Source organism: Candidatus Phytoplasma crotalariae (assembly GCF_030586865.1).
Lineage (GTDB): Bacteria > Bacillota_I > Bacilli_A > Acholeplasmatales > Acholeplasmataceae > Phytoplasma > Phytoplasma citri.
Genome location: NZ_JAOSIR010000012.1, coordinates 1 through 14965 on the forward strand (window position 1 = coordinate 1; position 14965 = coordinate 14965).

The following is a 14965-nucleotide window of genomic DNA, read 5'->3' on the forward strand; positions in this document are numbered from 1 at the left end:
TAATTATTTTATTACGATTATATTATTTGTTAATGCATTCCATAAAGGTATCATATTATATAATTTTTTTGATGTTTATAAAAGATATTAATAATTAAATTATTCATAAAAACTATAAAATTTTAATTCGCCGAATAACAAATAATTAAATAAAAAATCAAACAATATATTGTGATTAGTAACCAAAAGTTATTTTTTAAACCAAAAATTATATATAAAAGCTTAATAAAAAAATTTATATATTTATTAACAAATATTCTCATTTAATGCTAATTAAAAATAATTTATTGCTTTGTTTTTAAATTATAAAAACTTTTATTTAATTAATAATTAAGATATTATTTGATATAAATTTTGTTAAATTATTAGGGGTACGCAAGTCATTAATTCTAGAAAAGATTCGATAATTAATAAATCTAAAAGGAAGTTTGAATATGTTTTTGGTTAATAATTTATGGAATCAATTGAAATTTTTTGGAATTTTTTTAGCTGGATTCAGTTCCGGAGGTATTGCTTTTTCTCTGGTATATTTATTTTTTATTGTTAAAAATTTTAATAAAAATTTTAAAATTTCTTTTAATAAAGCAGAAGATTTAGCAGAAAATGAGAAAGTCAATAAATTAATTAAAAAACATCAATTAACATTTTTAGAAAAAACTCGAGAAAATCCCCAAAAATATATAGAAATATTGTTTCAAGAAATAAAAAAATTAACTTTAGAAATAGCAACTATTTTTTATCCAAAATCGACTTCTCCTTGTTTAGAATTAAATCTTGGAGAAACTTTATTATTAATAGAATATTTACATAAAAGAATTGATATTTTATTTCAAAATAAAATTTTGTGTATTTTTAAACGTATGACTTTAAGACAAATTATGGTTTTAAAATTTAAATTAATAAATAAAAAATATTTACACAAAATTCAAAAAACTAATAAAGTAATGAATTTTTTAAGCACTTCAGTTAATCTAATTAATCCTTTTTATTGGGCTAGAAAATTATTTTTACAACGTCTTTATCATATTTTATTAGATAAAATTGGTTTAGCTATTATTTTGATATCCGGCGAAGAAGTATATAAGGTTTATAGTAAAAAAATTTTTGTTCCCGATCAAGATTTAAAATTGTATCTACAAAATTTAAAACAAGAATTAGATAAAAATAATAAATGATAAAATTTAATAATTTTAATAATTATTATTATATGAAAAAAAATAAGAAGAGTAAGATAATGAATAAATTTTATATTCAATGGTTTCCTGGTCATATGAAAAAAACCTTTAAAGAAATAGCTAAATGTTTAAAAATGATTGATTTGATGCTATTAATTTTAGATGCCAGGATACCTTATTCAAGTTTTAATTGGGAATTGTTAAAAACCTTTAATAATAAGCCATTTTTATTATTATTAAATAAAATGTCTTTAGCTGATATGTCTAAAATAAATATTTTTAAAAATTTTTTTGAAAAACATAAAATACCAGTATTATGGATTGATGCTAAATCAAAAATTAATATCCATCAAATTAAACCCTATATATATAAACTTTTAAAAATAAAAAATCCCCTTGGGAAACATAAAATTTTAAAATTAATGATTACTGGCATGCCTAATGTTGGCAAATCAACTTTTATTAATTGCTTAGCTAATAAAAAAATAGTTAAAACAGCTAACATACCGGGTGTTACTAAACAAATGCAATGGATTAAAATAGATCCAAGAATGAAATTATTAGATACTCCTGGAGTTTTATATCATAAATTTAGCGATCCTTATGTTGGATATAATTTGGCTATTTGCGGTTGCATTAAATCTACTTTATATCCAAAATTGCCTATTGTAGAATATTTATTAACTTATCTTAAACAATATTATTCTCAAAATTTAAAAAAATGCTTCAATTTGGATGAACAAGAATTAAAACTCCCTAATTTATGGTATAAAATAGCGCAAAAAAAAATTTATTTAACAAAAAATAATATTCTTGATGAAAATAAAGTTTTAGAAATGATTTTATATAAAGTTTCTAATGGTTTTATAGGTCCTGTTAATTTTGATTTAAATTTCTTTAATGTGATATAATTACTTTAAAGGTTCGGACCCCATATAAAGAATTTATAATATAAAACTTCTTTTTGTATTGATTTAATAATGTGTAAGGAGCATTTAAATTGTGAAGTCAAAAGTAATTATTGTAGAATCGCCTGCCAAAGCTAAAACTATTAGTAGTTTTTTTGATCATAAAATTTTAGTTTTATCTTCGAAAGGACATATACGTAATTTATCTTTAAAAGGTAAAGATAATTTAGGAATTGATATTGATAATAATTTTAAACCTGATTATTGTATTATTAAAGGTAAAGAATCTACAGTTCAAGAGTTGATTTCTAAAACTAAAGATAAAAATGTCTTTATAGCTACTGATTTTGATAGAGAAGGAGAAGCTATTGCGTGGCATTTAGCTCAAGTTCTAAAATTAAAACCGTTAGATAAAAATAGAATTTTTTTTAGCGAAATCAATAAAAATGTTGTTATTAAAGCTTTTAATAATCCTATAACGATTAATAAATGTTTAGTAGAATCACAAGAAACTCGACTTATTTTAGATAAAATAATCGGATTTAAATTATCTTCTTTAGTGAGACGTATTCGTTCTAAATCAGCAGGGCGTGTTCAATCAGTGGCTTTAAAACTAGTTGCTGAACGCGAAAAAGAACATAATAATTTCGTTCCTGAAGAATATTATTTAATTAAAGCTGTTTTTGAAAATTTTACAGCTAATTTAATTATTAATCCGAAAAATCCTAAAATTAAATCGGAAGAATCCGATCGAATTATAAATCAGCTCAAAGATAAACAATTTTATTTACAAGATGTAATTAAAACTAAAACTTTAAGTAAACCGCCTAAACCATTTATTACAGCTACTTTACAACAAGAAGCGTTTAAATATTTAGGAATGAATTCCCGAAAAACTATGATAATTGCCCAAAAACTTTACGAAGGTGTGAAAATAAACCAAGAAATAATTGGATTGATTACTTATATGAGAACTGATTCTTATTGTATGTCTCAAGAGTTTATAGGAGAAGCTAAAAAATTTATTTCTGAAAAATTTGGCTCTTCTTATGTTAATAATATTTTAAATAATTTTTCTAAAAATAACATAGAAGCTCACGAAGCTATTCGAATTACTGATATTAAACGAACTCCTCAAGAAATTAAAAATTATTTAACTAAAGATGAATTATCTTTATATAATTTAATTTATCAAAAAACTATATCTAGTTTAATGACTGCAGCAATTATTAACAAAACACAGTTTATTTTCGAAATAGAAAAATATTTGTTTCAAGCAGAAGGTTATCAAATGATATTTGATGGTTATTTTAAAACGACAGCTTATTCTAATTTTAAAGAAATATTATTACCGGATTGGGAAAAGCACAAATATTATTTGCCTCAAAAAGTGATAGCTAAATCTCAAATGACTTCACCACCACCTCGTTATAACGAAGCCTCTTTAATTAAAAATTTGGAAAATTTAAAAATCGGCAGACCTTCCACTTATTCTCATATTATTGAAACTTTAAAAAATAGATATTATGTTGAAATTAAGGAGAAAAAAATGATTTGTACTCAACGAGGATTAATTACAAATGAAGTTTTAATGAAATTTTTTAATTCTTTTATTAATGTTAAATATACAGCTAACATGGAAGCGCAATTAGATCAAATTGCTAATGGTCAAATGGATAAAGTTACCATCTTAAAAAAATTTTACGATGATTTTATTAAATTATTTATATATGCTAATAATAATATTAAGACCATACCAAATATTACTACACAACAAAAATGTTCTGTTTGTGGAGATTTCATGGTGGAGCGTTGTGGTAAATATGGTACTTTTTTAGGTTGTAATTCTTATCCTAAATGTATAAATTTAGATATTGATCAAAGAAAGAAAAAAACTATAACTGTAACAAATCAAAATTGTTCTAATTGTGGTTCTTTTATGGTAGAACGAAACAGTAAATATGGTAAATTTTTAGGTTGTAGTTCTTATCCAAAATGTAAAACAATTATTTCTTATAAAAAAAATAATAAAAAAGAAAATGATGAAAAAGATTAATAATATAATTTATATATAAATTAAATTACATACACTTTATAATTATATTTATTAACAATTTTATTATTTTTATATATCGTTAAGGAAAATAAATAACTTATGTTTAATTTTTTTAAAAAAATTTTTAAAGAAAAAACTCAAAAGAAAAAAAATTTTTTTTTCAATTTGGAAAATATACAAGAAGATCAAATATCTGAATGGGTCCGAAAAATTAAATTAAAAAATAAATTAACTGAAAATTTATTGGATGAATTAAAAATTTTATTAATTAAATCGGATTTAGGTATAGAATCTACTCAAAATTTGATTAGTCAGATGCGTGAAAATATTTCATCTAAAAATTTATCTCAGCCAAAATATTTTTTAAATTTTTTAAGAGATCAAATTTTATTATTTTATAAACAAAATACAAAAAAAAATATAAAAAATGATATTTCAATAACAAAATCACAAATTTATCTTTTTGTGGGAGTGAATGGTTCGGGAAAAACTACTACTATAGGCAAATTAGCTACTAAATTAACCGCACAAAATAAAAAAGTTTTATTAATAGCGGCAGATACTTTCCGTACTGGAGCTGTCGAACAATTACAAAGTTGGAGTAATACTTCTAAAAGTGATTTTTTTTTCAAAGCTAATAGTCAACCGGCAAGTGTAATTTTTGAAGGTTTAAAGCATAGCGAAAATCAAAATTATGTTTTGTGCGATACTTCTGGAAGATTACAAAATAAAGATAATTTAATGCAAGAATTAGCTAAAATAGATAGAGTTATTAAGAAATATAATCCTCAAGCTCCGCATGAAATTTTTTTAATTTTAGATGCTATGACAGGGCAAGAAGCTTTAAGACAAGTAGAATCTTTTAGCCAAATTATTCCGGTTACTGGCATTATTCTTACTAAATTTGATCATTTTTCTAAAGGAGGGTTAATTTTAGCGATTAAACATTTATATCAGTTAGAAACAAAATATATAGGTGTTGGAGAAGCGCCAAATGATTTATTAGAATTTGATATTCATAATTACGTTGATTGTTTATTTGAAAATTAATAAAAATTAAATATGAATAATCATTTTTGAAATAAAAGAAATATTTATTAACAAAACGTTGGTCTAATACAAAAAGGAGTTATTCATGAATTTTTTAAGCAAAAGTATTCAAAAAATAATTAGTAAAATTGGTAATAAAAAATATATTCAACAAGATGATATCGATAATATAATGCAAGAAATTAATCCTGCTTTATTAAAAGCAGATGTTGATTATGAAGTAGTAAATAAATTTAATGAATTAATTAAACAACAAACCTTAAATATGCAACTTTTAAAAGGTTTAACCCCTCAACAACAAGTTATCAAAATAATCCAAAACACTTTAACTAATATTTTGGGAAATAAATCTTTACCTTTGAATTTCCAAGATCATAAATTAAATATTTTTTTATTAATAGGAATGAAAGGTAGCGGCAAAACAACTGTTGCAGGTAAATTAGCTTTTTTCATAAATAAACAAAAAATAGATAAAATTTTATTAATTGCAGCAGATTATCATAGACCTGGTGGTATTCAACAATTACAACAAATTGGTCAAAATATAAATATTGAGGTTTATAATGATAATAATACAAATAATTCTTTAGAAGTTATTTTAAACGGTATTAATTATGCTAAAAAGCATAATTTTCAAGTTGTTATCATCGATACTACTGGATTTTCTCCTGAAGATACAGCTAGTATAGATAATTTATCTTTAATTAAAAAAAATATTAAACCAGATGAAACATTGATTGTTGTAGATGCTTTAGGGGGTCAACAAATATCAGGAAAAATTAAACAAATTAATGAAAAATTATCATTTACAGGGGTAATTATGACCAAAATGGATGCTAAAACTTCAGGTGGTTTAATTTTATCTATTAGATATATTACTAATTTAGCTATTCGTTTTATTTCTAGCTCAGAAAAACATAATGATGATAACTTTGAACTTTTTTATCCCGATCGTATAGCTTCTAGAATTTTAGGTATGGGCGATTTATCTACTTTAATAGAAAATATAGAAGCTAAAATAGATTCCAAACAAAATGCCGAATTAATAGATAAACTATTTCAAGATAATTATAATTATTATGATTTACAAAAACATTTAAATTTAATTAAAAAAATGGGATCATTTCAAAAAATTTTAAATTTTATTCCTGGAATAAGTAATAAAATATCGAATTTAAATATTTTAGATAATAATATAATGATTAAATTCGAAGCTATTATTAAAAGTATGACACATAAAGAAAGATTAAATCCGGAGTTGATCGCTAATAATAATCGTCGTCGTCATCGCATTATTAAAGGTTCTGGAGCAACTTATCAAGAAATAAATTTATTGATCGATTTTATAGAAAAACAAAAAAATTTAACTAAACAAATAGATAATAAAAATTTTAAAAAAGATTCGGCAACAGATTATCAAGATTTGATAAATAAATTTTTAGATTCAAAATAAATATTTGTTTAATTCGTGAGGGACAATAAAATTTATGAAACATTTAATTTTAGTAGACGGACATGCACTTATTTTTCGTGCTTACTACGCTACTGCTTATAAACGAAAAGGGCGCAAAAGATGCTCATAATTCTGCTATTTAACGCATAGCCTAGAGTGATAATCTCTCTAGAGGTCACGTAAACACCACAAGGTGGGCTTGATCAACTAGTTCGAAAGAAGAGTTGATAACAGCAAAAGCACGCAAGCGAGATGAGACGAAATATCTAGTCAACAAGTCGACGCCAGACCAGAAGTCAAGGAAAAGGTGCAAGTCCCTAAGCAGTTAAGTAAAGTGGTTTCATGAAAACATTTTGGTAAGATATTGTAACCAGGATTAGGAAGGATACATAATATTCTTTTCGGTATTATGTAAATTATCCATTAGGTTAAATCAGTTAACCCCTTCCTACACTTTCCCATCTAAATTAATCAAGCTTCTACCGATATTTTTAACTTTAATGATGGTAAACTGTCCCTAAAACTTCCCGTAGAATTATGTGGTAACTTTGATCTCCCTAAAAGTACCCTCTTAGGGTTAAAACTAGTAGTACTAGGCTCAAGGGAAAAGCGAAACTTAGAGTAGTCGTCAGTTTAATTCTGGAATTGGAATATTTGAGAAGAACCTGATCAAGGCGAAGGGTAATAACCTTTACATGGCGAAAGAGTTTCAATATCTGAGATTATAAGATATTAGGCGCCGGATGCTTGGAAACTTGCTTGTCCGGTTCTGTGGGGGGCTAATTGCGAATATGAAAAAAGTTATTATCATTTCTTTTTTCTAAACCGCGTTAATCTATCTCGATGATATAAATAATATTGAAAATAACAATAATTTAAATAAGTTTAATGCTTTAATGATTTTTATCAATATGTTTGAAAAAATTTTGGAAAAAGCTCAAAATCATATTTTAGTTGCTTTCGATACACAGGGAAAAACTAAAAAAAAAGAAATTTATTTAGATTATAAAAAAGGTCGCCCTCTTATACCTCAATTATTGATAGATCAAATTGTGTTGGTACAGGAATATTTAAAAATTTCTGGAGTAAAATATCATTATCAAACAGGTTATGAAGCGGATGATATTATCGGAACTATCGCTCAACAAGCTAGTTCTCAACAAATCATTACAGATATTTATTCTAGTGATCATGATTTTTTGCAATTAATTAATGATTATGTAACTATTCGTTTAATAAAAAAAGGTTTAACAAATGTCAGTGATTTTGATACGAAACTATTACAAAAAGAATATCAGTTAAAACCTGAACAAATAGTTGATTTTAAAAGTATGATTGGAGATAATTCTGATAATATTATAGGAATTCCAGGTGTCGGCCCTAAAACTGCTCTTAAATTATTGCATAAATTTAATAATTTAGATAATTTGTTAATAAATTTAAAACAAATTCCTGATAATTTAAGAAACAAAATAGAACCATTTAAAGATAGAATCCATTTGAATCGTTTATTAATAACTATTGATAAAACTGTGCCTTTATCTTTTGATTATACACAAACTTATAAGGAAAATATTAATTTAAATTTATTATTAAATTTTTGTAAAAAATATAATTTAAATCGTTTATATAATAAAAAAATGAAAACAAATTATAATTTTTAAAAATTATAATTTGTTTTTTTGATTAAGATAATAATAATTTGATTAATATTTTGAAATTATTTTTTAATTTTTATAAAATTAAAAATTTTCATATTGATATTTAAATTTACTAATTTTATCATTAAAATAACAAATCTTTAAATTTTTTTGTTTTTTATCATTATATTTATATTTATAAAAAAATTTATTTTGGCATTTTATATGTTTTTCTGGTTTGAAAAAACTAAATATATTTTTGTTAGGTTTTATAAGTTCTTTATATATTTTAGAAACTTTTTGATTTTGTTTATTATATTCATAAACAAAAACATTTTTATAACAATCGCCGTTATGACCGAAATAAACTTTAATTTTTTTTCTTAATATATTTTTATTATCATATTCATAAATAATTTTAATTTTATTATCTTTATCCGTAATTTTAACTAATTGATTATTTTCATTATAGAAATATTTATTATCTATTTCTTGTTGATCATGAGATTCAGGAATAAAAGGTTCATCATAATGTTTCATAATACGGATAGATTAATTGCGTTTTATGCAGCGATTTGTATTTGCTGTTTTATTTACAATCAGCCCCCGTCCAAACCGGACAAGCTAGTTTCCCAGCATCCGGCTTTCCCTAATTTACTCTCTCTTGCGAGAACTAATTTCCCCTCACGGTTGATTAGCTATTTATTCTTATTGTTCTTATTCCTTCTGATATCATATATTTGTTGATTGGTTATCTTCTGATGAAAATCTTTACACAATACTTTCTTGATCCTTTGGTAGTTCGCATTGCGGACCGTCTCAATGTGATGAATCTGTAGTTGGGTTGCCCTGTCACAATTCTCAAAACATTCCGCTGTTAGATGCGTCCGATCTTGGAATATAAATCTATTAATGGCGATATTAGGATTTTCCTAATAGTTACGCATTTTTTTAATTTTATCTCAAGAGTAGACAACCCATGGTTCGTATCAGGTTTTTCCTTTATTAAGATAAGGGATACCCCCAAGTTTAAGTTTCTTTCGAACTTTGGCAATCGACGTTTTTCGTTTTCCAATAGTTATCTTCAGCTAGATAATTTAGAACACCTAGATTGTTAGCTAAACAAAAGTATTTCAGACAATTGTTTGATAGGTCCGGATTATTTTCTAATTCGTCTCTATCCGCTAAAGTTTCATCGTGTTTCGTCTTTCCCTTTTTTAACCAATTGTATTCATCTCCATATTCTTCAGTTTTTGCTTGGTGAATTTGGATTTGGACATTGCCGTTTAAGGAATTCCGTGTAGTTTTCTCTTTACGGGTTTTATTAGTGGGGTTTACCTTTATCATATAGGATAAGAATCTTGTCCCTTTATTGGTTTTGACAATTTTTGATTTATCCTTACTAATGGTAATTTTTAAATCTTGCTCTAGCCACCGTGTTAATTGATTTTTAACCTTTTCGGTTTTGTCATATTCGCCTTTGACGCCAATGATAAAATCATCAGCGTAACGGATGTACTCAATTCTTGGTTTCGGATTTAGGTTGATTGAACTATCAACCCTCAGTTTATGGTGCTGGTTCTTATTCCATATTTTTTTATATTCTGGGTTGATAGTCCTAATCGGCTTTCCTTTTTTAATCAGTTCATCAATTCTAAGGTCGATGTAGTGTAAATATACATTCGCTAACAAAGGGGAAATAATTCCTCCTTGAGGAGGAACCCGATAAAGATTCGTATTTGATGCCATCCATCATGAAGCCGGCTTTCAACCATTTGTTGATGGTTGCGAGGGTTTTATTCTTTTTGATGAACTGATTTAAGGTTCTCATGAGAATCTCATGATTGATGGTATCAAAAGTAATCTTTTAGGTCAATTTTGACAAGGTAATCAATTACTTGGAATCTTTGTTTGACGCGTTTGATAGCGTCATGACAAGATTTTTTGGTTCTAAATCCAAAGCTCCATTCTGAAAAGAAATTTTCAAAATAGGGAGTTAAGAGTTGTTCGAGGCATTTTTGTATTAACCGATCTTTGATGGTCGGTAAACCCAAGGGTCTAGTTTTCTTATTATCACTAGGAATGAGAATTCTTTTAACTGGTTTTGGGGTAACCATTATTGACATATTCCTGATGGTATCTTTCTAATCTTTCTTAGATTAATTCCATTAATGGTTTTATTATCAATTTTGGGGTTACCCGTGCCTTTGTTAGCGGTGATTCTTCAACATGTTATAAAAGTTATTCATTCCCTGCTGGAATTCTCTTTTTAAAGAGTAACCATTTGAGGAACAATCTTCTATGTTCGTGAAAGTTTAGTTGCTGGTGAAACCGTTATCAACTTGCCATTGAATAAATAATAAATTACTATCTTCTTTCGCCCTATAAGAGTCATTAACTCTCTTCTGGGTAAGACGATTAACTAAATTATTCCAAATTTAGGTTTATCCTTACGACTACTAAGAAGATGCTTTATCCTTAACCATCCGGGCTTTTATTTCCGGATTAGTAAATTTAATTACTTGGTGTTAGGATTCTCCAAGTTACCCTAAATTTCGACCTTAATTCCTTAGGCGAAGTACCCTCTTTAGGAGGTTGATTCCAGGTTTGTTTTGTTTGATAAGCTATCCAATACATATCGTAAATATTGATAGATTCTGGACTGTCCGTTTAAGCAACTTCCGAGACAGGTTCTCTTCTTATTACATCAATTTCCTTCTTAGGCCATCTCAGGCTTCTCCCTAGAATTATTCGGTGGCGGAGTCATCTTGACTAATTTGCTTTCGTCGCAATCCGCTTTTATGGTCTGCTGTAATCTGACATTCTTTCGTTTGTTAGACCGACCATCTCCTTGCAGGGTTTATCGGCCCTGGCTATTGGTTAGATAGCACGAAATTTAGGCCTCTTTGGCGCCCCGATATTCTAATTGATTTTTTTTATTATAATGATAGGTATAAAATATATTTTCGTTAAAACATTTTTTTCTCACTAATTGTCCTTCTTTATTGTAAAAAGCAAATGAGTATATTGTAAAATCTTCATTTTTTTCATTATAGATAGATTTAATAAATACGGATAGATTAATTGCGTTTTATTCGGCTATTTGTATTTTCCGTTTTATTTACAATCAGCCCCCGTCCAAACCGGACAAGCAAGTTTCCAAGCATCCGGCTTTCCATAATTTACTCTCTTGCGAGAACTAATTTCCCCTCGCGGTTGGTTAGCTATTTATCCTTATCGTTCTTGTTTTTCTAATATCGTGTATTTGTTGATTGGTTATCTTGCGATGACAATCTTTACATAATGTTCCACTTTTAGACGGTCAGTTAGATGCGTCCGACCTCGGAATATAAATCTATTGATGATAATGTCAGGGTTTTCCTTGTAGTTACGCATTTTTTTAATTTTATCCCAAGAATAAACGACCCAAGGTTCGTATTGGGTTTTTTCTTTATGAAGATAAGGAATAGCCCAAGTTTAAGTTTTTTTCGAACTCTGGCAATCGACGTTTTTCGTTTTTTTGCCAGTGTTTTCAAACAGCTATCTTCAGCTAGATAATTCAAATAGGTTAAAACATCGAGATTGTTAGCTAATCAAAAGTATTTCAGACAATTGTTTGATAGGTCCGGATTATTTTTCTAATTCGTCTCTATCCGCTAAAGTTTCATCGTGTTTCACCTTTCCCTTTTTTAACCAATTGTATTAATCTCCGTATTCTTCGGCTTTCGCTTGGGGAATTTGGATTTGGACCTGGCCGTTTAAGGAATTCTGTGTGGTCTTTCCTTTTTGGGTTTTATTGGTGGGATTTACCTTTACAATTTAGGATAGAAACCTAGTTCCTTTGCTGGCCTTGACAATTTTTGATTTGTTCTTACTGATCGTAAGTTTAGCCATTGGACTACTTGATTCTTAATTCCTTCGGTTTTATCATACTCGCCTTTAACACCAATGATAAAATCATAAGCATAACGGATGTATTCAACTCTTGGTTTTGGGTTCAAATTAATGCGACTATCGATTCCTAGTTGATGGTGCTGTTTTTTAAGCCATGCTTTCCCATATTCTGAGTTATTCTTCCAGGCTGGCTTCCCTTCTTTAATCAGTTCCTCCATTTTCAGGTCGATGTAGTGTAAATATACATTTGCCAACAAAGGGGAAATAATTCCTCCTTGAGGAGAACCTGATAAAGATTCGTATTTAATCCCATCCTTCATGAATCCGGATTTTAACCATTTGTTAATGGTTGCGAAGATTTTATTCTTTCTGATGAACCGATTTAAGGTTCTCATAAGAATTTCATGATTGATCGTATTAAAGTAGCCTTTTAAGTCAATTTTGACAATGTAGTCGATACCTTTAAATCTTTGTTTAACGCGTTTGATCGCGTCATGACCAGATTTTTTGGTTCTAAATCCAAAGCTCCATTCTGAAAACACATTTTCAAAATAGGGAGTTAAGAGTTGTTTCAGGCATTTTTGTATCAACCGATCTTTGATGGTAGGTAGCCCCAGGGGTCTGGTTCTTTTATTATCACTAGGAATGATAATTCTTTTAACTGATTTTGGATGATAACCATTATTGACGTATTACTGATGGTATCTTGCTAGTTTTCCTAGGTTAATCCCATCGATGGTTTCGTTGTCAATTCCGGGTGTGCCCGCCCCTTTGTTTGTGGCGATTCTATTAAATGCTGTTAACGTGTTTTAGAAATTATTCATTTCTTGTTGCAGCTCTCTTTTTAAAGAGTAACCATTTGATGAACGATATTCTATGTTCGCGAAAGTTTAGTTTCTAGTGAAACCGTTGTTGACATAATATCAACTCCTTCCTTGATACCATTGAATAAATAATAAATTACTATCTTCTTTCGCCCTATAAGAGTCATTAACTCTCTTCTTGGTAAGCCGATTAACTAAATTATTCCAAATTTAGGTTTACCCTTACGACTACTAAAAAGATGCTTTATCCTTGACCACCCGGGCTTTTATTTCCGGATTAGTAAATTTCATTACTTAGTTTTAGGATTCTCCAAGTTACTCTAAATTTCAACCTTAATTCTTTAGGGGAAGTATCCTCTTAAGAGGCTGATTCCAGGTTTCTTTATTTGATAAACTACTCAATACCAAAAGTTTATATTAGTAGGCTCTGGACTGTCCGTTTAAGCAACTTCCGGACAGGTTTTGGTATTACATCATTTTCCTTCTTAGACCATCTCAGGCTTCTCCATGGAATTATTTGGTGGCGAGGTCTTCTTGACTAATTTGCTTTCGTCGCAACCCGCTTTTATGGTCTGCTATAATCCAGCATCTTTTCATTTGTCGGACCGACCATCTCCTTTTTCAGGGTTTATCGACCCTGGCTATTAGTTAGATAGCGCGAAATTTAGGCCTCTTTGGCGCCCCTCTTGAGAATATAATGTTTTTATTATTTTCTTTTTTATCGGGAATGGAAATATAATGAAAATTTTGATTCGTTGATAAATAGGTTTGCATTGTAGAAGTTGATTCAAAACTATTTTCAGATATTTGATCTTCGGAATTATTATCAGATTTATTTATTATTTTAAAATCAGAATTATTTAGATTAATTGTGTTATATGAATTATAAATAATGATTAAAATAATGATAATTATAAAGAAAAAATAAATATTTTTAATTTTTTTCATTAATTAGAATAATTGGGATAGAATAGTTGGGTTTAATAACAAATTAATTTCGTCATATATTCCAAGCCAGCCCCCCACAGAACCGGACAAGCAAGTTTCCAAGCATCCGGCGCCTAATATCTTATAATCTCAGATATTGAAACTCTTTCGCCATGTAAAGGTTATTACCCTTCGCCTTGATCAGGTTCTTCTCAAATATTCCAATTCCAGAATTAAACTGACGACTACTCTAAGTTTCGCTTTTCCCTTGAGCCTAGTACTACTAGTTTTAACCCTAAGAAGGTGCTTTTAGGGAGATCAAAGTTACTCATAAATTCTACGTGCAGTTTTAGGGACAGTTTACGTTCTTTATTTAAAAAAATTATTTATTATTTTTTTTAGGAACGAGTTTTGTTCTCTAAGTTATCCATTGAAGGATTACTGGGAATAATCTTAATTCGCGAAAGATTTACTAAATTAAGCGTCTTAGAGCTCCTGACTTATAACAACTTGCCATTGAGGTTTATTTATTAACAACATTTTTTTAACTGTTTAGGGATTTTCACCTTTTCCATAACTGCTGACCTTGCGAATGCTTTCGAATTAGTTGTTTTTTCTTACATCGCTTTCATGCTTTTGCTGTTACTTATTACTCTTTCGAGATAATTTGCCAAGCCCATTTTTCAATTTTTATGCGGTCTCATATTATTATTCCGAATAAGATAGTACGTTAATCTATGGAATTTATGGTCTCTTTGCGCCCTCTTTCTAAATATATTTTTTTAATATACTATACATAATAAAAAATTGTATAGTCATTATAAGTATACACAATTTTATAATTTTCAAATTTTATTTATGATTTGATTGAATAATTAAATTAATAAACTAGATTTTTTATTGTAAAATTAGATATTAAATATTTTTTAGATTTTAGTATTTATTATGAATTTGAAATAATTTTTTTATTTCTTCAATTTTTTAAATGCAATTTTTTTATAATTTTATTAAATTGGATATTTTAAGATATAAATAACT

Annotated in this window: 10 protein-coding genes and 1 pseudogene; 6 read left to right on the forward strand and 5 right to left on the reverse strand. The window is 27.5% G+C overall.

All coding sequences use genetic code 11. The features are described 5' to 3' along the window. Nucleotides 1–434: 434 nt before the first annotated feature. The 6 genes from OC683_RS01255 to OC683_RS01280 all read left to right on the forward strand — a co-directional run bounded on the left by OC683_RS01255 (nucleotide 435) and on the right by OC683_RS01280 (nucleotide 8306). Complete coding sequence (locus tag OC683_RS01255) at nucleotides 435–1175, forward strand: hypothetical protein (RefSeq protein WP_304514753.1); 741 nt, start codon at nucleotides 435–437, stop codon at nucleotides 1173–1175. A 59-nt stretch (nucleotides 1176–1234) separates the two neighbouring features. Continuing rightward, entirely contained in the window at nucleotides 1235–2086 is an 852-nt protein-coding gene (gene ylqF, locus OC683_RS01260) for a ribosome biogenesis GTPase YlqF (protein WP_304514754.1), read from the forward strand. Between the two features lie 91 nt (nucleotides 2087–2177). Further along, entirely contained in the window at nucleotides 2178–4139 is a 1962-nt protein-coding gene (gene topA, locus OC683_RS01265; protein WP_304514755.1) for a type I DNA topoisomerase, read from the forward strand. 99 nt (nucleotides 4140–4238) lie between these two features. Continuing rightward, nucleotides 4239–5189, forward strand: a complete 951-nt coding sequence (gene ftsY / locus OC683_RS01270; protein ID WP_304514756.1) for a signal recognition particle-docking protein FtsY — start codon at nucleotides 4239–4241, stop codon at nucleotides 5187–5189. Between the two features lie 85 nt (nucleotides 5190–5274). Further along, complete coding sequence (locus OC683_RS01275; protein ID WP_304514757.1) at nucleotides 5275–6642, forward strand: signal recognition particle receptor subunit alpha; 1368 nt, start codon at nucleotides 5275–5277, stop codon at nucleotides 6640–6642. An 857-nt stretch (nucleotides 6643–7499) separates the two neighbouring features. Beyond that, entirely contained in the window at nucleotides 7500–8306 is an 807-nt protein-coding gene (locus tag OC683_RS01280) for a 5'-3' exonuclease (protein ID WP_304514763.1), read from the forward strand. 78 nt (nucleotides 8307–8384) lie between these two features. Here the strand turns inward: OC683_RS01280 and OC683_RS01285 are convergent, their stop codons facing one another. The 5 genes and pseudogenes from OC683_RS01285 to OC683_RS01310 form a co-directional block, all read right to left on the reverse strand. Continuing rightward, on the reverse strand, nucleotides 8385–8822 hold the full coding sequence (locus tag OC683_RS01285; RefSeq protein WP_304514758.1) for a hypothetical protein: 438 nt from the start codon (nucleotides 8820–8822) through the stop codon (nucleotides 8385–8387). Nucleotides 8823–9311: 489 nt separating this feature from the next. Next, nucleotides 9312–10031, reverse strand: coding sequence for a reverse transcriptase/maturase family protein (locus OC683_RS01290; RefSeq protein WP_304514759.1), 720 nt, complete (start codon nucleotides 10029–10031; stop codon nucleotides 9312–9314). A gap of 104 nt (nucleotides 10032–10135) precedes the next feature. After that, a complete protein-coding gene (locus OC683_RS01295; protein WP_304514760.1) occupies nucleotides 10136–10408 on the reverse strand; it encodes a reverse transcriptase domain-containing protein in 273 nt (90 codons plus the stop codon). Between the two features lie 1094 nt (nucleotides 10409–11502). After that, nucleotides 11503–13095 (reverse strand): annotated as a pseudogene (locus OC683_RS02470) (reverse transcriptase domain-containing protein). A 553-nt stretch (nucleotides 13096–13648) separates the two neighbouring features. Beyond that, entirely contained in the window at nucleotides 13649–13948 is a 300-nt protein-coding gene (locus OC683_RS01310) for a hypothetical protein (RefSeq protein ID WP_304514762.1), read from the reverse strand. Nucleotides 13949–14965 lie beyond the last annotated feature (1017 nt).

Coding starts and splice junctions, on each gene's coding strand:
- ylqF (WP_304514754.1), top strand. CDS start 1,235: ATGAATAAATTTTATATTCAATGGTTTCCTGGTCATATGAAAAAAACC.
- OC683_RS01290 (WP_304514759.1), bottom strand. CDS start 10,031: ATGGCATCAAATACGAATCTTTATCGGGTTCCTCCTCAAGGAGGAATT.
- OC683_RS01275 (WP_304514757.1), top strand. CDS start 5,275: ATGAATTTTTTAAGCAAAAGTATTCAAAAAATAATTAGTAAAATTGGT.
- ftsY (WP_304514756.1), top strand. CDS start 4,239: ATGTTTAATTTTTTTAAAAAAATTTTTAAAGAAAAAACTCAAAAGAAA.
- OC683_RS01255 (WP_304514753.1), top strand. CDS start 435: ATGTTTTTGGTTAATAATTTATGGAATCAATTGAAATTTTTTGGAATT.
- OC683_RS01310 (WP_304514762.1), bottom strand. CDS start 13,948: ATGAAAAAAATTAAAAATATTTATTTTTTCTTTATAATTATCATTATT.
- OC683_RS01285 (WP_304514758.1), bottom strand. CDS start 8,822: ATGAAACATTATGATGAACCTTTTATTCCTGAATCTCATGATCAACAA.
- OC683_RS01295 (WP_304514760.1), bottom strand. CDS start 10,408: ATGTCAATAATGGTTACCCCAAAACCAGTTAAAAGAATTCTCATTCCT.